The sequence below is a fragment of the Herbaspirillum rhizosphaerae genome (genome assembly GCF_001189965.1).
GTDB classification, from domain to species: Bacteria; Pseudomonadota; Gammaproteobacteria; order Burkholderiales; family Burkholderiaceae_D; genus Herbaspirillum; species Herbaspirillum rhizosphaerae.
In genome coordinates this window covers 115,049-136,158 of the sequence record NZ_LFLU01000013.1, presented here as the reverse complement: position 1 = coordinate 136,158, position 21,110 = coordinate 115,049, and the positions used below count along the sequence as shown (strand labels likewise).

Annotated in this window: 14 protein-coding genes; 10 read left to right on the top strand and 4 right to left on the bottom strand. The window is 63.9% G+C overall.

Going from position 1 to position 21,110, the window contains the following annotated elements; all coding sequences use genetic code 11:
• The 7 genes from treS to AKL25_RS17180 all read left to right on the top strand — a co-directional run bounded on the left by treS (nucleotide 1) and on the right by AKL25_RS17180 (nucleotide 15,619).
• The gene (gene treS, locus AKL25_RS17210) at nucleotides 1-3,474 is read left to right on the top strand and encodes a maltose alpha-D-glucosyltransferase (RefSeq protein ID WP_083444757.1); all 3,474 of its coding nucleotides are present in this window, start codon (nucleotides 1-3) and stop codon (nucleotides 3,472-3,474) included.
• Between the two features lie 36 nt (nucleotides 3,475-3,510).
• On the top strand, nucleotides 3,511-5,832 hold the full coding sequence (gene glgB, locus AKL25_RS17205; protein WP_240475784.1) for a 1,4-alpha-glucan branching protein GlgB: 2,322 nt from the start codon (nucleotides 3,511-3,513) through the stop codon (nucleotides 5,830-5,832).
• A gap of 15 nt (nucleotides 5,833-5,847) precedes the next feature.
• Nucleotides 5,848-7,995, top strand: coding sequence for a glycogen debranching protein GlgX (gene glgX, locus AKL25_RS17200; protein ID WP_050478937.1), 2,148 nt, complete (start codon nucleotides 5,848-5,850; stop codon nucleotides 7,993-7,995).
• Nucleotides 7,992-9,881 (top strand): malto-oligosyltrehalose trehalohydrolase, encoded by a 1,890-nt coding sequence (gene treZ / locus AKL25_RS17195; RefSeq protein WP_050478936.1) that lies wholly within the window; start codon nucleotides 7,992-7,994, stop codon nucleotides 9,879-9,881. Before glgX ends, treZ begins: the two co-directional genes overlap by 4 nt.
• Nucleotides 9,878-12,025: a 4-alpha-glucanotransferase gene (gene malQ / locus AKL25_RS17190; protein WP_050478935.1), complete on the top strand. Its 2,148-nt coding sequence runs from the start codon at nucleotides 9,878-9,880 to the stop codon at nucleotides 12,023-12,025. Before treZ ends, malQ begins: the two co-directional genes overlap by 4 nt.
• A 7-nt stretch (nucleotides 12,026-12,032) precedes the next feature.
• On the top strand, nucleotides 12,033-14,870 hold the full coding sequence (treY, locus tag AKL25_RS17185; RefSeq protein ID WP_050478934.1) for a malto-oligosyltrehalose synthase: 2,838 nt from the start codon (nucleotides 12,033-12,035) through the stop codon (nucleotides 14,868-14,870).
• A 161-nt stretch (nucleotides 14,871-15,031) separates the two neighbouring features.
• Nucleotides 15,032-15,619, top strand: coding sequence for a hypothetical protein (locus AKL25_RS17180; protein WP_050478933.1), 588 nt, complete (start codon nucleotides 15,032-15,034; stop codon nucleotides 15,617-15,619).
• A gap of 54 nt (nucleotides 15,620-15,673) precedes the next feature.
• Here AKL25_RS17180 and AKL25_RS17175 read toward each other — a convergent pair whose 3' ends face one another.
• The 3 genes from AKL25_RS17175 to AKL25_RS17165 all read right to left on the bottom strand — a co-directional run bounded on the left by AKL25_RS17175 (nucleotide 15,674) and on the right by AKL25_RS17165 (nucleotide 18,282).
• Nucleotides 15,674-15,925 carry a hypothetical protein gene (locus AKL25_RS17175; RefSeq protein WP_050478932.1) on the bottom strand — a complete coding sequence of 84 codons (252 nt, stop codon included), beginning with the start codon at nucleotides 15,923-15,925 and terminating at the stop codon, nucleotides 15,674-15,676.
• Nucleotides 15,926-16,041: 116 nt separating this feature from the next.
• Nucleotides 16,042-16,536, bottom strand: coding sequence for a GFA family protein (locus AKL25_RS17170; RefSeq protein WP_050478931.1), 495 nt, complete (start codon nucleotides 16,534-16,536; stop codon nucleotides 16,042-16,044).
• Nucleotides 16,537-16,575: 39 nt separating this feature from the next.
• Nucleotides 16,576-18,282: a thiamine pyrophosphate-binding protein gene (locus AKL25_RS17165; RefSeq protein WP_050478930.1), complete on the bottom strand. Its 1,707-nt coding sequence runs from the start codon at nucleotides 18,280-18,282 to the stop codon at nucleotides 16,576-16,578.
• Between the two features lie 321 nt (nucleotides 18,283-18,603).
• Here AKL25_RS17165 and AKL25_RS17160 point away from each other — a divergent pair, with 321 nt between their 5' ends.
• From AKL25_RS17160 to AKL25_RS17150, 3 genes are all read left to right on the top strand, one after another.
• Entirely contained in the window at nucleotides 18,604-19,188 is a 585-nt protein-coding gene (locus AKL25_RS17160) for a DUF4142 domain-containing protein (protein WP_050478929.1), read from the top strand.
• A gap of 193 nt (nucleotides 19,189-19,381) precedes the next feature.
• Nucleotides 19,382-19,672 (top strand): hypothetical protein, encoded by a 291-nt coding sequence (locus AKL25_RS17155; RefSeq protein ID WP_157050683.1) that lies wholly within the window; start codon nucleotides 19,382-19,384, stop codon nucleotides 19,670-19,672.
• 75 nt (nucleotides 19,673-19,747) lie between these two features.
• Complete coding sequence (locus tag AKL25_RS17150) at nucleotides 19,748-20,161, top strand: four-helix bundle copper-binding protein (protein ID WP_050478927.1); 414 nt, start codon at nucleotides 19,748-19,750, stop codon at nucleotides 20,159-20,161.
• Nucleotides 20,162-20,167: 6 nt separating this feature from the next.
• On the opposite strand, the gene AKL25_RS17145 is transcribed toward AKL25_RS17150, so the two are convergent.
• Nucleotides 20,168-21,076 (bottom strand): PCC domain-containing protein, encoded by a 909-nt coding sequence (locus AKL25_RS17145; RefSeq protein WP_050478926.1) that lies wholly within the window; start codon nucleotides 21,074-21,076, stop codon nucleotides 20,168-20,170.
• Between the last annotated feature and the right edge of the window lie 34 nt (nucleotides 21,077-21,110).

Below are 21,110 nucleotides of genomic sequence, written 5' to 3'. Positions count from 1 at the left end.
ATGGATATTCCTTCAGACGGCGCCATCCTGCGCAAACGCGAACCGCCGGCCGGCGACGACAAAAGCGGCAAGAGCGGCAAAGACGATGGCGGCAAAGGCCGCAAACAAAGCACCAGCAAGGCGGAAAAAGCCAAGGCCACGCGTGCCGGCCGGGCCGGTCTGCGCTTCACCGACGATCCGTTGTGGTACAAGGACGCGATCATTTACCAGATCCACGTCAAGTCCTATTTCGACGCCAACGACGACGGCATCGGCGACTTCGCCGGCCTGATCAAGAAGCTCGATTACATCAAGGGTCTAGGCGTCAACACCATCTGGCTGCTGCCGTTCTATCCATCTCCGCGCCGCGACGACGGCTATGACATCGCCGATTACAAGGGCGTCCATCCCGATTACGGCAACATGAGCGATGTGCGACGCTTCATCGCCGCCGCGCACGAGCACGGCCTGCGCATCATCACCGAACTGGTCATCAACCACACCTCGGACCAGCATCCCTGGTTCCAGCGCGCGCGGCAGGCGCGGGCCGGGTCGGTGGCGCGCAACTTCTATGTCTGGTCGGACAACGACAAGAGCTATAGCGGCACGCGCATCATCTTCCTCGATACCGAAAAATCCAACTGGACCTGGGACCCGGTCGCCAAGGCCTATTTCTGGCATCGCTTCTATTCGCACCAGCCCGACCTCAATTTCGACAATCCGCAAGTGCTCAAAGCCGTGCTCAACGTCATGTCGTTCTGGCTCGACCTCGGCATCGACGGCCTGCGGCTGGATGCCGTGCCTTACCTGATCGAACGCGAAGGCACCTCCAACGAAAACCTGCCCGAGACCCACGCCATCCTCAAGCGCATCCGCGCCGAGATGGACCGCAAATATCCCGACCGCATGCTGCTGGCCGAAGCCAACATGTGGCCGGAAGACGTGCAGCAGTATTTCGGCGACAGCGACGAATGCCACATGGCTTTCCACTTTCCGCTGATGCCGCGCATGTACATGGCGCTGGCCAGCCAGGATCGCTTTCCGATCACCGACATCCTGCGCCAGACGCCGGATATTCCGGCCGAATGCCAGTGGGCGATTTTTCTGCGCAACCACGACGAGCTGACGCTGGAAATGGTCACCGACGCCGAGCGCGACTATCTGTGGAATTTCTACGCGCCGGACCGCCGCGCGCGCCTCAATCTCGGTATCCGTCGCCGGCTGGCGCCGCTGGTGGAACGCGACTGGCGGCGCATCCAGCTGCTCAACAGTTTTCTGCTGTCGATGCCCGGCACGCCGGTGATCTATTACGGCGATGAAATCGGCATGGGCGACAACATCCATCTGGGCGACCGCGACGGCGTGCGCACGCCGATGCAATGGACGCTGGACCGCAACGGCGGCTTCTCGCGGGCCGATCCGGCGCGACTGGTGCTGCCGCCGCTGATGGATCCGCAATACGGCTACCAGACCATCAACGTCGAAGCACAGAACGACGACCGCCACTCCATGCTCAACTGGATGCGCCGGCTGCTCAATGTGCGCAAGCTGCACCAGGCCTTCGGCCGCGGCACGCTGAAGCTGATTTACCCGAGCAACCGCAAGATCCTGGCCTACCTGCGCGAGTACAGCGATCCCAAGAAAGGCGGCGCGACAGAAACCATTTTATGCGTCGCCAACCTGTCGCAATCGGCGCAGGCGGTCGAACTGGAATTGTCCGCCTTCGCCGAGCGCATCCCGATCGAGATGATGGGCGGCACGGCGTTCCCGCCGATCGGCAAGCTCAACTACCTGCTGACGCTGCCGCCGTTCGGCTTCTACTGGTTCCTGCTGGCGACCGAGGCCAACATGCCGTCCTGGTACGCCGCTACGCCCGAGCCTTTGCCCGAGTATGTGACGCTGGTGCTGCGCCAGGGCGTCGGGGAAATCATGGAGTCGCCGGCACGCACCGTGCTGGAACGCGAAGTGCTGCCGCATTACCTTCTCAAGCGTCGCTGGTACGCCGGCAAGCAGCAACAGATCGATGCGGTCGAGATGGTCGACGCCACCACGCTGCCGATGTCGAAGAACGTGCCCGGCAATCTGCCGGTGGTGCTGAGCGAGATCGAAGTGCACGCCGGCGGGCAGGTGCAGCGTTACCTGCTGCCGCTGGGCTTCATCCGCGAGGAAGACACGGTCTCGGCCTTGCCGCATCAGCTGGCGCTGTCGCGTGTGCGGCGCAACCGGCATGTCGGTTTCCTGACCGACGCGTTTGCACTCGACTCTTTCATCATGACCGTGCTGGAACTGCTGGCGGAAGACGCCGAAGTGCCGGCCGGCGAGGGCAAGTTGCGCTTCGTCCCGACCGCCGCCTTCGACGCCGCCGTCCTCAAGGCGCCGCTGCAATTGCGCCGCGTCGCGCAGGAGCAGTCCAACAGTTCGGTCGTCATCAACGACGCCATGGTCATGAAGGTGCTGCGCCTGGTCAAGCCGGGCGTGCATCCGGAAATCGAGATGGGACGCTACCTGACCGGCCACGGTTTCCCCAACGTCCCGGCCACGCTGGGCGAAGTCACGCGCATAGGCGCAGACGGTACGCCGTATGCGCTGATCGTGCTGCAACGCTATGTCGACAACCAGGGCGATGCCTGGCAATGGACCATGGATACGCTGGAGCGCGCGATCCAGAGCGACGCTCCGGGCGATCCGGCCCAGCACCACCGCAGCAACACCAATACCGCGCTGGCCGAACTCGCCACCTTTTCGCGCCTGCTGGGCCAACGCCTGGGCGAGATGCACACCTTGCTTGGCAAGCCCAGCGACGATCCCGCGTTTGCACCGGAAACCGTGCGCGCATCGACCTGGCAATCGTGGGCGCGCTCGGCCGCCGCGCAGCTCAATGCCGCCTGCGAGATCCTGCGCAAGAAGAACGACTGGGTCAACATCGACGAAGCGCGCCAGGTCGGGCGTCTGCTGGCGCAACGCGAACCCTTGCTCAAACGCATCGAGCAGCTGGCGCAGGCCGGCGAAAATTCGCTGTGCATGCGCCTGCACGGCGACCTGCATCTGGGGCAGGTGCTGATCGCGTTCAACGACGTCTTCATCATCGATTTCGAAGGCGAACCGGCGCGCTCGCTGGAAGAACGGCGCGCCAAAGGCAGTCCGCTGCGTGATGTCGCCGGGCTGATGCGCTCCTTCGACTATGCGGCGGCTTTCGGCCACAACATGGGTCCGGGCGATCTGGACGAAGCCGCCCGCGCCGACAAGGAGCATGTCTTGCAGCGCTTTGCACCGGAATGCCAGGCCGCTTTCCTGGAAGGTTATCGCGTCGGCAATCCGACATTGGCGCAAAGCCTGCCGCTGTCGGCGCAGAACGACTTGCTCGATCTGTTCACCCTGGAAAAAGCAGCCTACGAGATTTGCTACGAAGCCGCCAACCGGCCGGCCTGGATGCACGTGCCTCTGCACGGCATCTACACCATCGCAAATCGATTATTGGATAGTAAAAAGCAGTAGCAAAAAAAGGGAGCAACGATGGCATTGCCGCAACTGATGAGCACCATGGACACCGACCGCGATCATTTACCAGACCTGGCCTTGGCTGCCAGCTTGCAGCAAGGCACGCTGGGCGATCCGTTTGCGCTGCTCGGGCCGCGTTACGCCAGGTTGCCGCAGGATGAACAGGCATTGCGGCTGTGCTGCTATTACCCCGGCGCCTGCGCGGTGCAGGTGTTTTCACGGCCGGCCGACGAGCCCGATCCGCATGGCGTCCTGCTGGGCAACCTGCAACAGCTGGGCGCGGAAGGCGGCGACAAGGACGGTGACAAGGGCAACGGCATCTTCTACGGTGAAGTCGTGTTGCCGGCCCATGCCGCCAGGCGCGAGATCCCCTATGTCTTGCATGTGGCGTGGCCGGCCGCCGACGGCAAGGAAGAGGTGCAGATTACGGAAGACGTCTACGCCTTCGGCTTGCAACTGAGCGATTTCGACCTGCACCTGCTTCGCGAAGGCCGCCATCGCCAGCTGGGGCGCTGCCTCGGCGCGCAGGTAGTCACGATTGACGACGTCGACGGCGTGCGCTTTGCCGTGTGGGCGCCGAATGCGCGCCGCGTCTCCGTGATCGGCGACTTCAACCAGTGGGACGGCCGCCGCCATCCGATGCGCCTGCGCCAGAGCGCCGGCGTCTGGGAATTGTTCATTCCGCGGCTGCGCGACGGCGCGCTGTACAAATATGAAATCGTCGGCCCCGACGGCCGCGTGCTGCCGGCCAAGGCCGATCCCATGGCGCGTGCAACCGAGGCGCCGCCGGCCACCGCCTCGCGCGTGATCGACGACCGCAGCGGCCGGCGCTGGCACGACGAAGCCTGGATGCGGCAGCGTGCAGAGCGGCAGTCGGCGCAGGCGCCGATGTCCATCTATGAAGTGCACGCGGCATCGTGGATGCGCATCCTTGAAGAAGACGGCCGCAACCTCGACTGGAACGAGCTGGCCGAACGCCTGATTCCCTATGTCAAGGGCATGGGCTTCACCCATGTCGAGCTGTTGCCGGTGATGGAACATCCTTTCGGCGGTTCCTGGGGCTATCAGCCGCTGTCGCAGTTTGCGCCCAGCGCGCGCTTCGGCTCTGCGGCGGATTTCGCCGGTTTTGTCGACGCCTGCCATGGCGAAGGCATAGGCGTGATCCTCGATTGGGTGCCGGCCCATTTTCCTTCCGATCCGCACGGCCTGGCGCTGTTCGACGGCACGCCGCTGTACGAACACGGCGATCCGCGCGAGGGTTTTCATCAGGACTGGAATACGCTGATCTACAACCTCGGCCGGCATGAAGTGCGCGGTTTCCTGATCGCCAGCGCGCTGGAGTGGCTGGAGCATTTCCACGTCGACGGCTTGCGCGTCGACGCTGTCGCCTCGATGCTGTACCGCGACTACAGCCGCAACGCCGGCGAATGGGTGCCGAACGTCCACGGCGGCCGCGAAAACCTGGAGGCGGTCGCCTTCCTGCGTGAGCTGAACCAGACGGTCGCCGAGCGCTGTCCCGGCGCGCTGATGATCGCCGAAGAATCCACCGCCTGGCCCGGCGTGACGGCGCCGGTGGAGCAGGGCGGCCTGGGATTTTCCTATAAATGGAACATGGGCTGGATGCACGACACCTTGCGCTATGTGGAGCAGGACAGCATCTATCGCCGCTACCACCATCACGATTTCACCTTCGGCATGATTTACGCGTTTTCGGAATCCTTCGTATTGCCGATTTCGCACGACGAGGTGGTGCACGGCAAACGCACCCTGCTCAACAAGATGTCGGGCGACTACTGGCAGAAGTTCGCCAACCTGCGCGCCTATTTCGGTTTCATGTGGACGCATCCGGGCAAGAAGCTGCTGTTCATGGGCAGCGAGTTCGGCCAGTACGATGAGTTCGACCACGACAAGTCGCCGCAGTGGGAGTTGCTCGATGATCCGCGCCACCGCAGCATCCAGCGCCTGGTGCGCGACCTCAACCGCTTGTATGTCGACGTACCGGCCCTGCACCGCTGGGATACGCGTGCCGAAGGCTTTTCCTGGGTGGTCGGCAACGACAGCGTCAACAGCGTGTTTGCCTACTTCCGCCATGGCGATGAAGGCGACGCCACCGTGCTGGTGGTCGTCAACATGACGCCGGTGCTGCGCCACAACTACCGCATCGGTGTGCCGCCCGGTGCCGCCAATCAGTACGAGTGGGAGGAAATTCTCAACACCGACGCCGACATCTACGGCGGCAGCAATCTCGGCAATGCCGGGCACGTGACTGCGCAGCAGGAGGAGTGGCACGGTTATCCAGCGTCCGTCCTGCTGACCTTGCCGCCGCTTTCCACCATCATCCTGCGCCGCCGCTAACCTGAGACAACAACAATGACACTGATCACGCCAAGAAAACTGCAAGCCGGAGCGCCGTATCCTCTGGGAGCCCGTTTCGACGGACTCGGCATCAACTTCGCCGTGTTTTCCGCGCATGCCACCAAGATGGAATTGTGCATTTTCGACGCCACCGGACGCCGCGAAGTCGAGCGCCTGATGCTGCCCGAATGCACCGATGAGGTGTGGCATGGCTATCTGCCCGACACCTCGCCGGGACTGGTCTACGGCTATCGCGCCTACGGCCCGTACGAGCCGCAAAAGGGGCACCGCTTCAATCCCAACAAGCTGCTGCTCGATCCCTATGCGCGCAAGCTGGTGGGGCAGGTGCGCTGGACCGACGCCTTGTTCGGCTATCGCCTGCATTCGCCCAAGGGCGACCTCAGCTACGACCGCCGCGACAGCGCCGCCGCCATGCCCAAGGGCGTCGTGATCGAAGAGATGCCGGTCGGCCAGAACTATCCGCGTCCGCGCGTGCCGTGGTCGAAGACCGTGATCTACGAAGCGCATGTGCGCGGCATTTCCATGCTGCGCGAAGGCGTCATGCCGCACGAGCGCGGCACTTTTGCGGCGCTGGGGCATCCCGATTTCATTGCGCATCTGCAAAAACTGGGCGTCACCACGCTGGAGCTGATGCCGGTGCATTCCTTCCTGCAGGAAAATTTCCTGCTGCAGCGCGACCTGCGCAATTACTGGGGTTACAGCACGCTGGGCTTCTTCGCCCCGGAGCCGAGCTACCTGTCCACCGGCGACCTCAACGAGGTGCGCATGGCGGTGCGGCATTTCCACGCCGCCGGCATCGAGGTGATCCTGGATGTGGTCTACAACCACACCTGTTCCGGCAGCGAACTGGGGCCGACGCTGAGTTTTCGCGGTCTCGACAATGCCAGCTATTACCGGCTGATCCCCGGGCAGGAGCGCTATTACATCAACGATACCGGCTGCGGCAACACCGTCAACATGTCGCATCCGCGGGTGATCCAGATGGTGCTGGATTCGCTGCGCTACTGGGCGCAGGCGTTCGACATCGACGGCTTCCGTTTCGACCTGTGCTCGACGCTGGGGCGCGAACCGACCGGCTTCGATCCGCATAGCGGCTTCTTCGACGCACTGATGCAAGACCCGGTGCTGTCGCAGCTCAAGCTCATTGCCGAACCGTGGGATATCGGCCCGGGCGGTTACCAGCTGGGCCAGCATCCGCCGCGTTTTGCCGAATGGAACGACAAATTCCGCGACGGCGTACGCCATTTCTGGGCCGGCGGCGAAGGCTTGCGCGGCGAGTTCGCCGGACGCATGCTGGGCTCGTCGGATCTGTTCGACCATCATCACCGCAAGCCGTGGGCCTCGGTCAACTTCATCGCCTCGCATGACGGCTTCACTTTGCGCGACCTGGTCAGTTACGAGACCAAGCACAACGAAGCCAACGGCGAAAACGGCAACGACGGCCATAACGACAACTACAGCGCCAACTGGGGCGTGGAAGGCGCGACCGACGACGCCGTCATCCTGCAATTGCGCGAGACGGTGCAGCGCTCGATGCTGACCTGCGTTTTTCTCGCGCAGGGTACGCCGATGCTGCTGGCAGGCGACGAATTCCATCGCAGCCAGAACGGCAACAACAATGCCTATTGCCAGGACAATGAGACCTCGTGGGTGGACTGGAACGCCGCCGGCAGCGAGGCGGCGGTGGCGCTGACCACCTACGTGGGCCGCCTGACTGCGATCCGGCGCGATTTTCCGGTATTGCAGGGCGATCATTTTTTGCACGGCCATCGCGAGATCAGCAAGGGCTTGCACGACGTCGCCTGGTTCGACGAGCGCGCCACGCCGATTTCCGTCGAAGACTGGCAAAACCCGGTGGCGCGCGCGCTGACGTTGCAGTACGCCGGCACGGGCAATGTCGCAACCGAAGCAGCCGATACGGAGGCGCCGCCGTCGCCGGACATCGTCCTGATGTTCTTCAACGCAGGGCACGAAGCCATCGAATTCACTTTTCCGCGTCCCGAGGATGCGCACTACCTGCTCATCGACAGCAATATTCCCGACGGTGCGGCATCCGCTGATGTTTACAACGGGACCAGTGTTGAAGTCGCGGCCCACAGCGTGCAGGTATTCGCCAATCGCCCATGCAGGGAACAATCATGAATAGTCTGGTTCCGCTTCATCCCAATAATGTTCGCTTCCACTACAAGCTGCCGTTCGGCGCCGAATACCAGGGCAGCGGCCGCACGCGTTTTCGCCTGTGGGCGCCGCTGGCCAAGACGGCTGCGGTTGAACTCGATGGACAGCGCCGGGTGCCGATGGCGCCTTCGGAATCGGGAGACGGCTGGTTTGAAGTCGAAACCGAGTGCGAGGCCCTGACCCAGTATCGCTATGTGCTGATGTCGCAGATCGATGGCGAGATCAAGGTGCCCGATCCGGCGTCGCGCTGCCAGGCCGGCGACGTGCATGCCGACAGCGTGGTCATCGACGCCTCGGCCTATGAATGGCAGACGCTGGACTGGCGCGGCCGCCCGTGGCATGAGACGGTGCTGTACGAGCTGCACGTGGGCGCGCTGGGCGGCTTTGCCGGCGTCATGCAGCGCCTGCCGGAGCTGGCCGAACTCGGCATCACGGCGGTCGAGCTGATGCCGGTCTCGGAATTCCCCGGCGCCTACAACTGGGGCTACGACGGCGTGCTGCCGTATGCGCCCGATGCCAGCTATGGCACGCCGGAACAGTTGAAGCAGTTGATCGACACCGCGCACGATCTCGGCATGATGGTCTTCCTCGACGTGGTGTACAACCACTTCGGACCGGACGGTAACTATCTGGCCAGCTATGCGCCGTTCTTCCGCAGCGACACCGCGACGCCCTGGGGCCAGACCATCGATTTCCATCGTCCCGAGGTCGCCGACTTCTTTGCGCAGAACGCCTTGTACTGGCTGCAGGAGTATCGTTTTGACGGCTTGCGGCTGGACGCCGTGCACGCCATCTGCGACCAGAACTGGCTGCGTGCACTGGCGGAAAAAGTGCGCACGGCGATCACGCTGGAAGATCAGGAAATCGGCCTCGAAAAGCGCCACGTGCATCTGGTGCTGGAGCATGACGGCAATGCCGCGTCGCTGCTCGACGGCGGCGCCGGCAAGCGCCGTGGCGGCAAGTACGAGGCGCAGTGGAACGACGACGGCCATCACGTCCTGCATGTGCTGCTGACCGGCGAGACCGGCGGTTACTACGCCGACTACGCGATCCAGCCGGCCGAGAAGCTGGCGCGCTGCCTGCGCGAAGGCTTCATCTATCAGGGCGAGCCGTCGCCGTACCGCGACAACGAGACGCGCGGCGAGAGCAGCGTGGAGCTGCCGCCGACGGCGTTCGTGCTGTTCCTGCAAAACCATGACCAGATCGGCAACCGGGCCCGCGGCGAACGATTGACGGCGCTGGCCGATCCGGCGGCCTTGCGTGCGGCCCAGGCCTTGCTGCTGTTGTCGCCGCAAATCCCGATGCTGTTCATGGGCGAGGAATACGGCGCGGCGCAGTCGTTTTACTACTTCACCAGCCACGCCGACGACAAGCTCGCCGAGGCGGTGCGCTCCGGACGGCGCAAAGAGTTTTCCCGCTTCCCGGAATTTTCCGATCCTGCAGCGCTCGACGCCTTGCCGGATCCGAACAGTTTTTCCACGTTCATGGCGTCGATTCCCGAACCGGTGGCGCCGGAAGAAGACGGCAGCGCGGGGCAGTGGATGGGCTGGTGCTACCGCCTGCTGATGATCCGGCGCGAAGCGATCACGCCTTTCCTGCCCGGCGCCGTTGCGCTGGATGCGCAAGCCATCGGCCCCGCTGCGGTGTATGCGCGCTGGCGGCTCAACAATGCCACGGTGCTGTGCATCACGGTCAATCTCGGCAAGCAGGCCGTGAACGAATCGCTGGATACGCTTGCGACGCCGGCCGGGGCCGACGTGCTGTTCGATAGCGGCGGCGTACTCGATGCACTGGCGGGCGGCGTGTTGCCGCCGCATTCCATCCTGGTGATCATGGAGGCGGCAAGATGAACACCCGGCCTGAAGAGACAAGCGTCAGCGATTACGACCAGGCCGTCTATAACCTGGCGGCGCTGGCCGGCATCGCGGTCAACTGGATCGATGCCTACGACCAGCCGCAAACGGTATCGCCGGCATCGCTGCGCACCATCCTGGCGACGCTCGGTCTGCCGTGCGACAGCCACCGGCAAGCGGATGAAAGCCGCGCACGTCTGCAAGAGATCAACCGCTCAGCCGCGCTGCCGCCGCTGATCACTGCTGAAATCGGCAAGGACATCGTCTTGCCGGCCCAATGCGGCCTGCAAGGACAATCCTGCCTGATTATTCTGGAGACCGGCGAGCGCGTGGCGCGCAAGATATCCGGCAAGGACGGTAACGGCAGCGAAGCACCGACCATTGCCGCCATCGACCGCTACGGTTATCACCGGCTGCAGGTGGCCGGCATCGAAGTCACATTGGCGGTGGCGCCGCCGCGTTGCTACAGCGTGGCGGACGCCTTTCTCGACAAGGGCGACGCCGGCCGGCACGGTTGGGGGCTGGCGCTGCAACTCTACGGATTGCGCAGCGACAACGACGGCGGCATCGGCAGCTTCGGCGGGTTGGCGCAACTGGCGGCGAAGGCCGGCAAGGAAGGCGCAAGCGCGCTGGCGATCTCGCCGGTGCACGCCATGTTTGCCGCCGACACGCATCGCTTCAGCCCGTACTCGCCCTCGAGCCGCTTGTTCCTCAATGTGCTGCACATCGACCCTGCAAATATCCTGGGACGCGATGCACTGCGCCAGGCATTGCAGGAAGCAGGCCCGGAAGCGACTGCGCTGCAACTGCGTCTGGAGCAGGCGTCCCAGGTCAACTGGCCGGAAGCGGGGCGTCATCGCCTGCAACTGTTGCGGCGCTTGTATGGCATGTTCCGCATGCAGGGCGCGCCTTCGGCCGAATTCGCCGCGTTTCGTCTGCAGGGCGGACAGGCGCTGGCCGACCACGCATTGTTCGAAGCGCTGCATCACACGCTGGCGGCCAGGACGCCGGGCATCGCGAGCGACTGGCGGCACTGGCCGGAACGCTGCCATCGTCCCGATTCGGCGGAGATGCGTCGCTTTGCGCAAGAGCAGGGCGGCGAGATCGACTTCCACATCTTTCTGCAGTGGCAGGCGGCGCGCGGTTTGCAGCACGCCCAGCAGGCGGCGCGCGACAGCGGCATGGCGGTTGGCCTGATCGCCGACCTGGCGGTAGGCGCCGACAACGGCGGCAGCCAGGCCTGGAGCCACAGCGCAGAAATGATTGCCGGCCTATCGGTGGGCGCACCGCCTGATTTGCTCAATACCCGCGGACAGAACTGGGGCATAGGCGCGTTTTCGCCGCTGGCGATGCGGGCTGAAGGATTCCGTTCTTACATCGCGATGTTGCGTTCCGTGTTTGCCCATGCCGGCGGCGTGCGCATCGATCATGTGATGGGGCTGACGCGCCTGTGGCTGACGCCGGAAGGCGCCGACGCCAATGACGGCGCCTATCTGCGCTATCCGGCGCAGGATCTGTTGCGCCTGATTGCGCTGGAGTCGTGGCGGCATCGCGCCATTGTGATCGGCGAAGATCTCGGCACCGTGCCGGAAGGTTTCGATGCGCAATTGAAGGACAGCGGATTGCTTGGCATCGGCGTGCTCTGGTTTGAGCGGGAGCAAAGGCGGTTCATGGCGCCCAAGGCGTGGCCGGCGCATGCCATCGCCACCACGTCCACACACGATCTGCCGACCGTGGCAGGCTGGTGGCGCGGCCGCGACATTGAATGGCGCGCCGAACTCGACCTGTTGATGCCGGGCGACACGGCAGCACAGGCGCTTGACGACCGCAAGCAAGACCGGAGTTCGCTGTGGCAAGCCTTGCTCGACGCCGGTTGCGTGAGCGGCGGGCAACCCGCCGACGATCAGCCGGAAGCCGTGGTCGACGGCGCCGCCGCCTACATCGCACATACGCCGGCGCCGCTGGCCTTGCTGCCGGTGGAAGATCTGCTCGGCCTCGACGAACAACCCAATCTGCCCGGCACCGTCGCCGTCCATCCCAACTGGCAACGCCGCTTGCCGGCGACGGCGGACAGCCTGCTGGAGCAGACGACATGCCGCCGGCGCATGCGCCTGCTCAAGCGCATCGGCGCAGAAAAATAATCATCCCATGTCCACCATCGATTACACCAGCGCCACCAATGCCGTCCGTCCGCCGCCAACCGCCATCCGGGCCACCATCCGCCTGCAGTTTCACCGCGGCTTCACCTTCGACGATGCACTGGCGCAGATCGACTATTACGCCGCGCTGGGCATCAGCCATGTGTATGCCTCGCCGATCCTGACGGCCCGCAGCGGATCGACGCACGGTTACGACGGCGTCGATCCGGATCGCGTGAATGCCGAGCTGGGCGGCGAAGAAGCGCTACGCCGGCTGGTGCAGGCGCTGCATGCCCGGCACATGGGATTGATCGTCGACATCGTGCCCAATCATATGGCGATCGGCGCGCAGAACGCCTGGTGGTGCGACGTCCTCTTGTGGGGCCGGCACAGCCGTTACGCCAACTGGTTCGACATCGAGTGGCTGGGCGCCGACCCGGCCTTGCACGGCAAGGTCTTGCTGCCGGTGCTGGGCCGCGCGTACGGCCAGGTGTTGCGGGACGGGGAAATCGGTTTGGGTTTCGAGCCGGCGTCCGCACGCCTGCATATCGAGATTCCCGGCAACCGCCTGCCGGTCGCGCCGGAAGACTACGTCGAGATCCTGTCCGCCGCCGATGCGCTGCGGCTGGGCGAGGCGGTGTCGGCCTTTCGCCGCGTGCAGGAAGCAGCGGTGCAGGAAGAGCGTTGCGTAGCCGCCGACCATGCCTGGCAGGTGCTGGGCAAGGCCGTGGAAGATCCCGAAGCGCTGGCGGATGTGCACGCCGCGCTGGCCAACTTCTCCGCCGCGACGCCGCACGGGATGCAGGCCTTGCACGCCTTGCTGGAACGCCAGCACTACCGCCTGTGCGACTGGCGCAATGCCGGCGACGAAATCAACTGGCGCCGCTTCTTTGAAATCGGCGACCTGATCGGCATGCGGGTAGAGCAGGACGAGGTCTTCGAGGCGACGCACGCAACCCTGTTCCGTCTGTACGGCGAGGGCCTGATCGACGGCGTGCGCATCGATCATATCGACGGTCTGGCCGATCCGGCCGCCTATGTGCAGCAGCTGCGCAGGCGCCTGCAAGGACTGCGGGCAAATATGCATCCCTACATCATCGCCGAGAAAATCCTGGCGGCCGAAGAAAACCTGCGCAACAGCTGGGGACTGGACGGCACCACCGGCTACGACTTCATGGATCAGGTCAGCGGTGTATTGCATGACGGTCAGGGCGCGACGGTGCTCGATGCGATCTGGAAGGAATACCGCGCCGACCCGGACGGTTTCGGCTTCGTCGTGCTGGCGGCCAGACGTCGCCTGCTGAGCCAGAATTTCGCCAGCGAATTCAATGCGCTCACCTCCGCGCTGCATGCGCTGGCGCGCTCCTCGGTCGGTACGCGCGACATCTCGCTGATGTCGATACGGCGCTGCATGCTGGAGCTGCTGGCATATTTTCCGGTCTACCGCACCTATGGCGATCGCGAAGGCTGCGACAAGCGCGACGCCTTCCTGATCCGCACCACGGCCGCACGCGTTCGCGACAGCCTGCGCAAGCCGGATCAGGCTACACTCGACGCCCTCTGCGCCTGGCTGGCGGATTCGCCGCAACTGGAAATGCAGGACGAGCGCCACAGTCAGTTGCACTGGCGCTCGCTGACGCGCTTCCAGCAGTTGACGCCGCCGTTGACGGCCAAGTCCACCGAGGACACGGCGTTCTATCGCTACGGCCGGCTGCTCTCGCGTAATGAAGTGGGTTCGGAGCCGGCGCAACTGGCGTTGCCGGTGGAGGATTTTCATCGCGACGTGCTGCGGCGCCAGCGCGATTTCCCTTGCAGCATGCTGGCGACGGCGACCCACGATCATAAACGCGGCGAGGACAGCCGCATGCGGCTGGCGGTGCTGAGCGAAGCGCCGGCGCACTGGCAGCAGATCTTGCAGCGCTGGCGCGCGCTTAACCACGCTGCGCGCGTGCAGACGGCTATCGATGCGGTGGATGAGTTGATGCTTTACCAGACCCTGATCGGCGTCTGGCCCTTGCAGCAGGCCGAAGAGACCAAGGCCCTGCAGTCTGGCGAGCTGGTCGGGCGCGTGTCCGAGTGGCAGCGCAAGGCCTTGCGCGAAGCCAAGCGGCGCACCGACTGGAACGCTCCCGATCTTGCCTACGAGGCTCATTGCGAGGGCTTTCTGCAACGTATTTTGCGGCTGGATGCGGACAATCATTTTTTGCCGGCGCTGCGCAGTTTCGTGCAGGAAATCGCCGCCGCCGGCGTGCTCAACAGCCTCAGCCAGACGATGCTGAAACTGACGGCGCCCGGCATTCCCGATTTGTACCAGGGCTGCGAGCTCTGGGATTTCAGCCTGGTCGATCCGGACAACCGCCGTCCGGTGGACTATGCCTGGCGGCAGGAGCTGATGGCGCGCGAGCAGGCGCACGCGCTGACCCTGGAAGGCTGGCGCGACGGGGCCTGCAAGCAGCAGCTGATCCGGACGCTGCTGCATTTTCGCAGCGGCCGCGAAATCCTGCTGACCAGTGCCGACTACATCCCGCTCACGGTAACGGGAGAACTTGAGCAGCATCTGCTGGCCTTCGCCCGCAGCACCGGCGATCTCACCGTGGTCATCTTGTGCAGCCGGCATGCCGCACGCCTGATCGCGGGCGGCCATTCGGCGCAATCGCTGCAATCTGCTGTGCCGCTGATTCCGCCGCAGCGCTGGGGCGATACCCGCGTGCATCTGCCGCTGGAATGGACCGACGGCCAATGGCAAAGCATCCTGTCGGGCGGCCGGGGCGCGGTGCGCGAACAGCGTATTGCCGTGGGCGAAGCGCTCCAGACCTTTCCGGTCGATTTGCTGGTGTTGTCGCGCTAGCGTCGGGCGCGGAGGATTAACGCCAAGTCCTACAGGCAAATGCGTGGCGCGCCTATCGCACCATCCGGCAGGCCGCGATAGCCTTCAGTGAGACCAGGCGCAGACCAGGGGCGAGCCCCATGGGACTCTCGATGACCTCTAACCGGAAGGAGATTCATATCATGTCCTCTATCATTGTCGGCAGATTTCAACTGCAGGACGAAACCGAATACGCCGTGGACGAACTGGTGCAGGCCGGTTATCCGCGCGACGCCATCACCACTTTTTATCTCAATCCGGCCGGCCAGCATGATTTGTATCCAGTCGGCGGCGACCGCGACAAATCGCCTGGCGCCAAGGACACCGATGCCGGCGTTGCCGCCGGGGCGGCTACCGGCGCGATTGTCGGCGCAACGGTAGGGTCGGCCACGGCGCCGGTGACCGGACCTGTCGGGCCTGCGCTGGGCGGTCTGGTCGGCGCCCATGTGGGTTCGCTGGTCGGCTCGCTCAATGCCACCGACGACACCGATCGCGGCCTTCGCCATACCCAGGAAGTGGAAGTGCGCAAGGCCGGCATGCGCGTGGCGGTCGAGGTGGAAGACACGCCGCAGGAAAACCAGGCGATCGCTTTGCTGCATTCGCTCAAGGCGGCCGATATCGAACGCAGCGAAGGCCATATCGATCACGGCGACTGGGACGATTTCGATCCGCTGACGCCGCCGCGCTATGTGGATTTGCAGGGCAACCGCTCCTACACCGGGCGCATCTGATCCGGCCGGATTGCGGCGGATTCATGCCCGGATCATAGCCAGATCATGGCCGGATTACGGCCAGGGCATGGGCGTCACGTCTTCGTACTGTGCGTTGGCCGGCCCGGCTTGCGGTTCTCCGGCATGCAGGCGCGCGCCCAGCAGCAACAGCAGTTCGCGGTCGCTGGCGACGAAATCGGATTGCACCAGCGGCTGTTTCGTATTGGGCCAGTTTTCCACGGCCCAGCGGCGCAGTTCTCGATAGCGGCGCACCATTTCTTCGGCGTAGTGTTCGCGCGCCTGCGTTTCGTTCGGATGGGTGTCCATGGTGGGTTCCTGAAGGGTGAGTCGATAGCGAAGCCTAACGCCGTCGCATCTGCGCAGGCATCGGACAGGACCTGAATGCCTTGTAGGACGGATGCGGCGACGTGCAGGTCCGGGATTCAATCGTCGGCGGCGAAACCCAGCCGCTGGTGCCATTCCAGCAGCGACTCCTTTGGGAATTGTCCGAACTGCTTGTCCTTGCGGCCGGCCTTGACCTCCACCCACGGCGCCTTGTCATCGAGCAGCAGGTGCGTGTATTCGGGCGGCGTCGGCAAGGGTGTATCGATGGCCGAGGCGAAGGGATGCACCAGGTCCGGCCAGGTCGGGTCGTACAGCCACAGGGCGCTGCCGCAGAGGCGGCAAAAGTGGCGCTGCGCGGTGCTGGTGTGGATGCGCTTTTCGCCTTTGCGTTTGAGGCGGGCGTGATAGACGCTGACGTCGTCGGCCCCCTTGACCTTGAGACTGTGGAAGTCGCCGCCGAGATTGACCGCATAACCGCCGCCGCCCTGGGTCTTGCGACAGATCGAGCAATAGCAGCGCTGATACGGATAGGGCGTGTCGCTGTCGAGCGAGAAGGTCACGGCGCCGCAGTGGCAGGAGCCTTTGAGTTTCATGCTTTCCTCGTGCGAAGTTGGAACAAGCGCAGTTTAGTCTTAATTTCCGCCCATGGAGATCATCGCTTCCTTGATCTTGGCCATGCCGAAGTGCCAGATCTGGTCGAGCTTGATGTGGGGCATGACCGGCAGTTCGGACGGGTCGATGAAGACGTTGAGCACGGCCGGTCCTGGCGACGCCAGGAAGGGGCCCATGGCTTCTTCCAGTTCCGCCGGCGTCTTCGCGGTATAGCCGCCGGCCCCGCAGGCGGTGGCGAACATGGCGAAGTCGAGGTTGGGGAAGTTCGATCCTTCAAAGGCGGGCAGGCCGGCTTCTTCCATTTCCAGATGGACCAGTCCCCATTCGCGGTTGTTGAACACCACCACCTTGACCGGCAGCTTGTGTTCGACCGCCGTCATGAATTCGCCCAGCAGCATGGTAAAGCCGCCGTCGCCCACCGCCACGATCACCTGCCGCTCACGGTCCAGCGCCTGGATGCCGTTGCCCTGGCCGAGCGAGGTGCCGACAGCGGCGTTGTTGAAGGAGGCCAGGATACGCTGCTTGCCGGTCTGGCGGATCCAGTTGCCGCACCAGAGCGTGACCACGCCGGTGTCGACCACGAAGACGGCGTCTTCATTGGCGCGATCGCTGAGGCGCCGCGCGAGATATTGAGGCTTGATCGGGCCTTTTTCGGGATTGGCCGGCGGGGCGGCGTGTTTGTCGAGCGTCATGTTCCAGTTGTGACGATGATCGCCGACCTTGTTCAGGAAGGCGGCATCGGTCTTGCCGTGTACCTGTTGCAGCAGTTGCGCCACCGCCGGTCCGACCGAGCCGGTGATGCCGAGATCGACCGGCATGCGGCGGCCGAGCACAAAACCGCGCTCGTCGATCTGGATGGTCTGGGTGCGTGTCGGCAGGAATTCGGAATAGGGGTAGTCGGTGCCCAGCATCAGCAGCAGCTCGGCATCGCGCATCGCATCCATGCCGGGGGCGCCGCCGATCAGGCCGACGCCGCCTATCCAGTGCGGATGGTCGTAGGGCAGCATGTCCTTGCCGCGGAAAGTATGGATCACCGGCGCCTGCAATTTCTCTGCGAGGGCGGCGATCTCCTGGATGCTGGAACGGCCGCCGTTGCCGACGAAGATGGCGACCGATCTGGCGGCATCGATCAGTCGCGCGGCCTGGCCGATTTCGCTCTCGGGAGGCATGACCTCGGGTTGCGGACGCAAGGTGTTGATGCTCACTACTGATGCGCCAGTGGCGATCTTGCCGCCGATCACATCGGCCGGGATGCTGATATGCGCCACGCCGCGCTGATGGTAGGCCTGCGCGATGGCCTGGTGCACGACTTGCACCGCCTGTGCCGGATTGATGATGGTTTGGGTATAGGCGGCGACGTCGCGAAACAGCAGGTCGGGCACGTTTTCCTGCAGGTAGTCGATGCCACGCCGGCTGGCCGGCACACCACCGGAAATCGCCAGCACCGGCGCATGGTCCTTGCACGCCTCGTACAGGCCGGCGACCAGATGGTTGGCGCCGGGGCCGGTGGTGCCGCAACAGACCGCCAGCTTGCCGGTCAGTTTGGCTTGCCCGGCGGCGGCCAGCGCTGCGCCTTCTTCATGACGCACGCCTATCCATTCGATGCGTTTGTCTTTACGCACGGCTTCGGTCAGGGGATTGAGCGCATCGCCGACGACGCCGAAAATCTGGCGTACGCCGATGCGATGCAGGGTTTCGACGAGCATCTCGGCAACGGTGGTTGACATGGGAATCCTTGGTCTGGCGGATGAATGGACGGTAGTGCAGGGCTTTGTGAACAACTGCCGTTCAGCATAGGCCTGCCCACCGGCAATCTCTATCGGCCACTGCGGTAAATCGCTGTAGGAATCGACCGTGCAGGGTTTGCCGCGGCAACACGCAAAGGCGTCGGGATTCTTCAACACTCCTCGATTCTTACAAGCAGCAGCGGCGATGTCCGATTTCTTTGCGGCGGCTGCGGCACTACATTGACACCATGTTGTTTGCCGCAATGTCCGGTTTCAGCCGGCAAAGGCGCAGACCCGCTTTCATTCATAAGGAGAATCACCATGTCGCAGCCGCAATTTCGTCCACAGTTACGCATGCAAACGGCACGCCGCTCCGGTGCCATGTTCAAGATCCTCGGCCTGACCGCCATCAGCGTGGCCGGCCTGGCGCTGGCGATTAGCCATGCGCGCGCCGACGACCTGCCGCGCGCCGACAAGAGCTTCATCAACAGCGCAGCGGAAGCCGGCAATGCCGAAGTCAAGGCCAGCAAGATTGCGCTGGAAAAGACCACCAATCCCGACGTCAAGGATTTCGCGACGCTGATGGTCGACGAACACACCACTGTCGGCGACAACCTCAAGAAGCTGGCCGCCAGCAAGAACGTGGAAGCGCCGACTGAACCGAGCATGGCGCAACGCGCCAAGATCGCGGTGCTGGAAAAACTGGACGGCGCCACCTTCGACAAGCAATACGTGCGCATGATCGGCGTGGCGGCGCACAAGGATGCCGTCAAGCTGTTCCGCAAGAACGCCAGCGACGCCAAGGATCCGGACGTGAAGGATTTCGCGGCCAAGACCTTGCCTAACCTGGAGCATCACCTGGAAATGGCCAACGCCCTCAAGGCCAAGCTGGATGCCAAGAAATAAGGCAGGTCATGCAGCCGGTACTGAATTAAGCAGTAAGCCAAAGCAGCACGCATAACAATAACGGGACCCCGCTCATCGGGTTCCCCCTCTGCCGTCAGGATGCGGTTCCCCATTGAAACGCTCCTGACGGCGTTTTTTTACTTTGCCTTTACTGTGTTGGTGACTGTTTGTGCATTCTCGTCCGGGAGGAAGCATGAGAAAGACAACCGTGAAAATCGCCGCCGCGCAAGCGGTTGAATTCATCCCGTGCGTGCTCAAGCTCGACAAGCGCAAATTCGCTTGCTACGTCGAGGAATACATCGACCGCGTGCCGCCGCTGGGCATGGCCGCGAATGCAGTGAAAATCTTCTCCAGACGAAAAAAGGCCTGGCGCACCGCCATGGCCATGGCGCGCGCCCATAGTCACGACAGTCACCACAGTCATCGCGCCGGCAACGCCGGCAACAAGAGCGGCAGCAAATCAGCCAAGAACATCCGGGCTTAGCCGGACTGCGCATCTTTCATCCGTCAACAACGCGCCGACGATCTTGTCGGCATCAACCACGGAGGATATTTGCAAATGACGACATCCACTGCCTGCGCACTGACCGCAGGCCAACGCGAAATCCATCGTCTGCTCGCAGACAATCAGGCCAAAGACGGCAACGGCGACATGAAAGAACAGATGCAGAACTGCATCGATGCCTGTACCCAATGCCACCTGGCATGCCGGCGCGTGTTGGCGGCGCTGAGCCGCCGCCGCAGCGGAATGCAGGTCGAGCCCAGCACGCAGGTCTTGCTGGAATGCAGCGACTTGTGCGCCTTGTCGGCCAGCCTGCAACTGGAGCAATCGCCTTACAGCCGGCGGGTGCGCGAGATTTGCGCCGACGCTTGCCGCGAGTGCGAGCATCAGTGCATGGGCACTGCAATCGGCGAAGAGTGCGCGCAAGCCTGCCGCGTCTGCGCCGAAAGCTGCGAGGCGATGGCGGCTTAGCGGCTCTTAGTCGTGCGGTTGTTCTTCCAGCACCAGCTCGAAGCAGATCAGCACCGGATTGCGTCCGCGCGCCAGCACGCCTTCGCAGACATTGCCGCGCGGGTCGATCAGCGCGATGTCCAGATGGCAGCGCAGGCCGTCAGCAGTCGGTCGCACCTCGCCGTTGCGCACCAGGATCTCGGTCGCGAGATCTTCCACCACACGTCCATCCTCGAACTCGGCGCCGATAATGCTGCCGACGCTGCCGCGCACCCTGGCGCGGCGGATGCCGTGCGTGCGGCAGACCTCTTCAATCGCCATGTTCAGATCCTGATCCGGACGAATACGGGCCAGCACCGTGCGTGGGCCGCCGGTCTTGCCGGCGGCGTCGTGATCGACCACGGCAGGGTGGAACAGCGTGAAATTGGTTTCCGGGTCGAAGCGCGTTTCCATCGTGGCGTTGCGCAAGCCCCAGGCGTGTGCGACAGCAGGCTCGGCGACGACGGTCTGGTCCATCAGCATGTGGCCGCCCTGGCGCTTGCCGTCGGCGTCGCGCCAGATGGCGTGGCAATGCACGAACGGGGCGCCGTCGCGGCGGCCGTAGGTGGCGCAGGCCAGTTCGATGACAACGCCGCCCGCGACTTCATGCGGCGCGCTGTAAAACGCCGCGTGCTTGCCGTCATGCGACAAGGCCGGCATCAGGAAATGATGCGGCGACACGCGCAGATTCTCGAACCGCACCGTCGCGCCGCTGATGCCAGCAGCAGCCAGCGGCGTACTGATGGCGTCGCGCAGGTTCATGCCGGCTTGCAGGGTAAAGCCGGCAGCGGCCGCATCGCCGGCAAGGCTGACGATGCGAACCGGATCCGGCGATCCGGGATGGCGGGCGCTGCGGGCGAAGGGCAGGGGTGCCGGTTGTAGTGAAGATGCTTGCATGCGTGTCTCCTGGCCGGGCGATATGTGCTCTCGG

What these genes read in the sequence shown, in the direction of transcription:
- AKL25_RS17175 (WP_050478932.1), bottom strand. Translation starts at nt 15,925, where the DNA reads ATGGACACCCATCCGAACGAAACGCAGGCGCGCGAACACTACGCCGAA.
- AKL25_RS17170 (WP_050478931.1), bottom strand. Translation starts at nt 16,536, where the DNA reads ATGAAACTCAAAGGCTCCTGCCACTGCGGCGCCGTGACCTTCTCGCTC.
- glgX (WP_050478937.1), top strand. Translation starts at nt 5,848, where the DNA reads ATGACACTGATCACGCCAAGAAAACTGCAAGCCGGAGCGCCGTATCCT.
- AKL25_RS17165 (WP_050478930.1), bottom strand. Translation starts at nt 18,282, where the DNA reads ATGTCAACCACCGTTGCCGAGATGCTCGTCGAAACCCTGCATCGCATC.
- AKL25_RS17160 (WP_050478929.1), top strand. Translation starts at nt 18,604, where the DNA reads ATGTCGCAGCCGCAATTTCGTCCACAGTTACGCATGCAAACGGCACGC.
- treS (WP_083444757.1), top strand. Translation starts at nt 1, where the DNA reads ATGGATATTCCTTCAGACGGCGCCATCCTGCGCAAACGCGAACCGCCG.
- treZ (WP_050478936.1), top strand. Translation starts at nt 7,992, where the DNA reads ATGAATAGTCTGGTTCCGCTTCATCCCAATAATGTTCGCTTCCACTAC.
- AKL25_RS17145 (WP_050478926.1), bottom strand. Translation starts at nt 21,076, where the DNA reads ATGCAAGCATCTTCACTACAACCGGCACCCCTGCCCTTCGCCCGCAGC.
- treY (WP_050478934.1), top strand. Translation starts at nt 12,033, where the DNA reads ATGTCCACCATCGATTACACCAGCGCCACCAATGCCGTCCGTCCGCCG.
- AKL25_RS17150 (WP_050478927.1), top strand. Translation starts at nt 19,748, where the DNA reads ATGACGACATCCACTGCCTGCGCACTGACCGCAGGCCAACGCGAAATC.
- malQ (WP_050478935.1), top strand. Translation starts at nt 9,878, where the DNA reads ATGAACACCCGGCCTGAAGAGACAAGCGTCAGCGATTACGACCAGGCC.
- glgB (WP_240475784.1), top strand. Translation starts at nt 3,511, where the DNA reads ATGAGCACCATGGACACCGACCGCGATCATTTACCAGACCTGGCCTTG.
- AKL25_RS17180 (WP_050478933.1), top strand. Translation starts at nt 15,032, where the DNA reads ATGTCCTCTATCATTGTCGGCAGATTTCAACTGCAGGACGAAACCGAA.
- AKL25_RS17155 (WP_157050683.1), top strand. Translation starts at nt 19,382, where the DNA reads ATGAGAAAGACAACCGTGAAAATCGCCGCCGCGCAAGCGGTTGAATTC.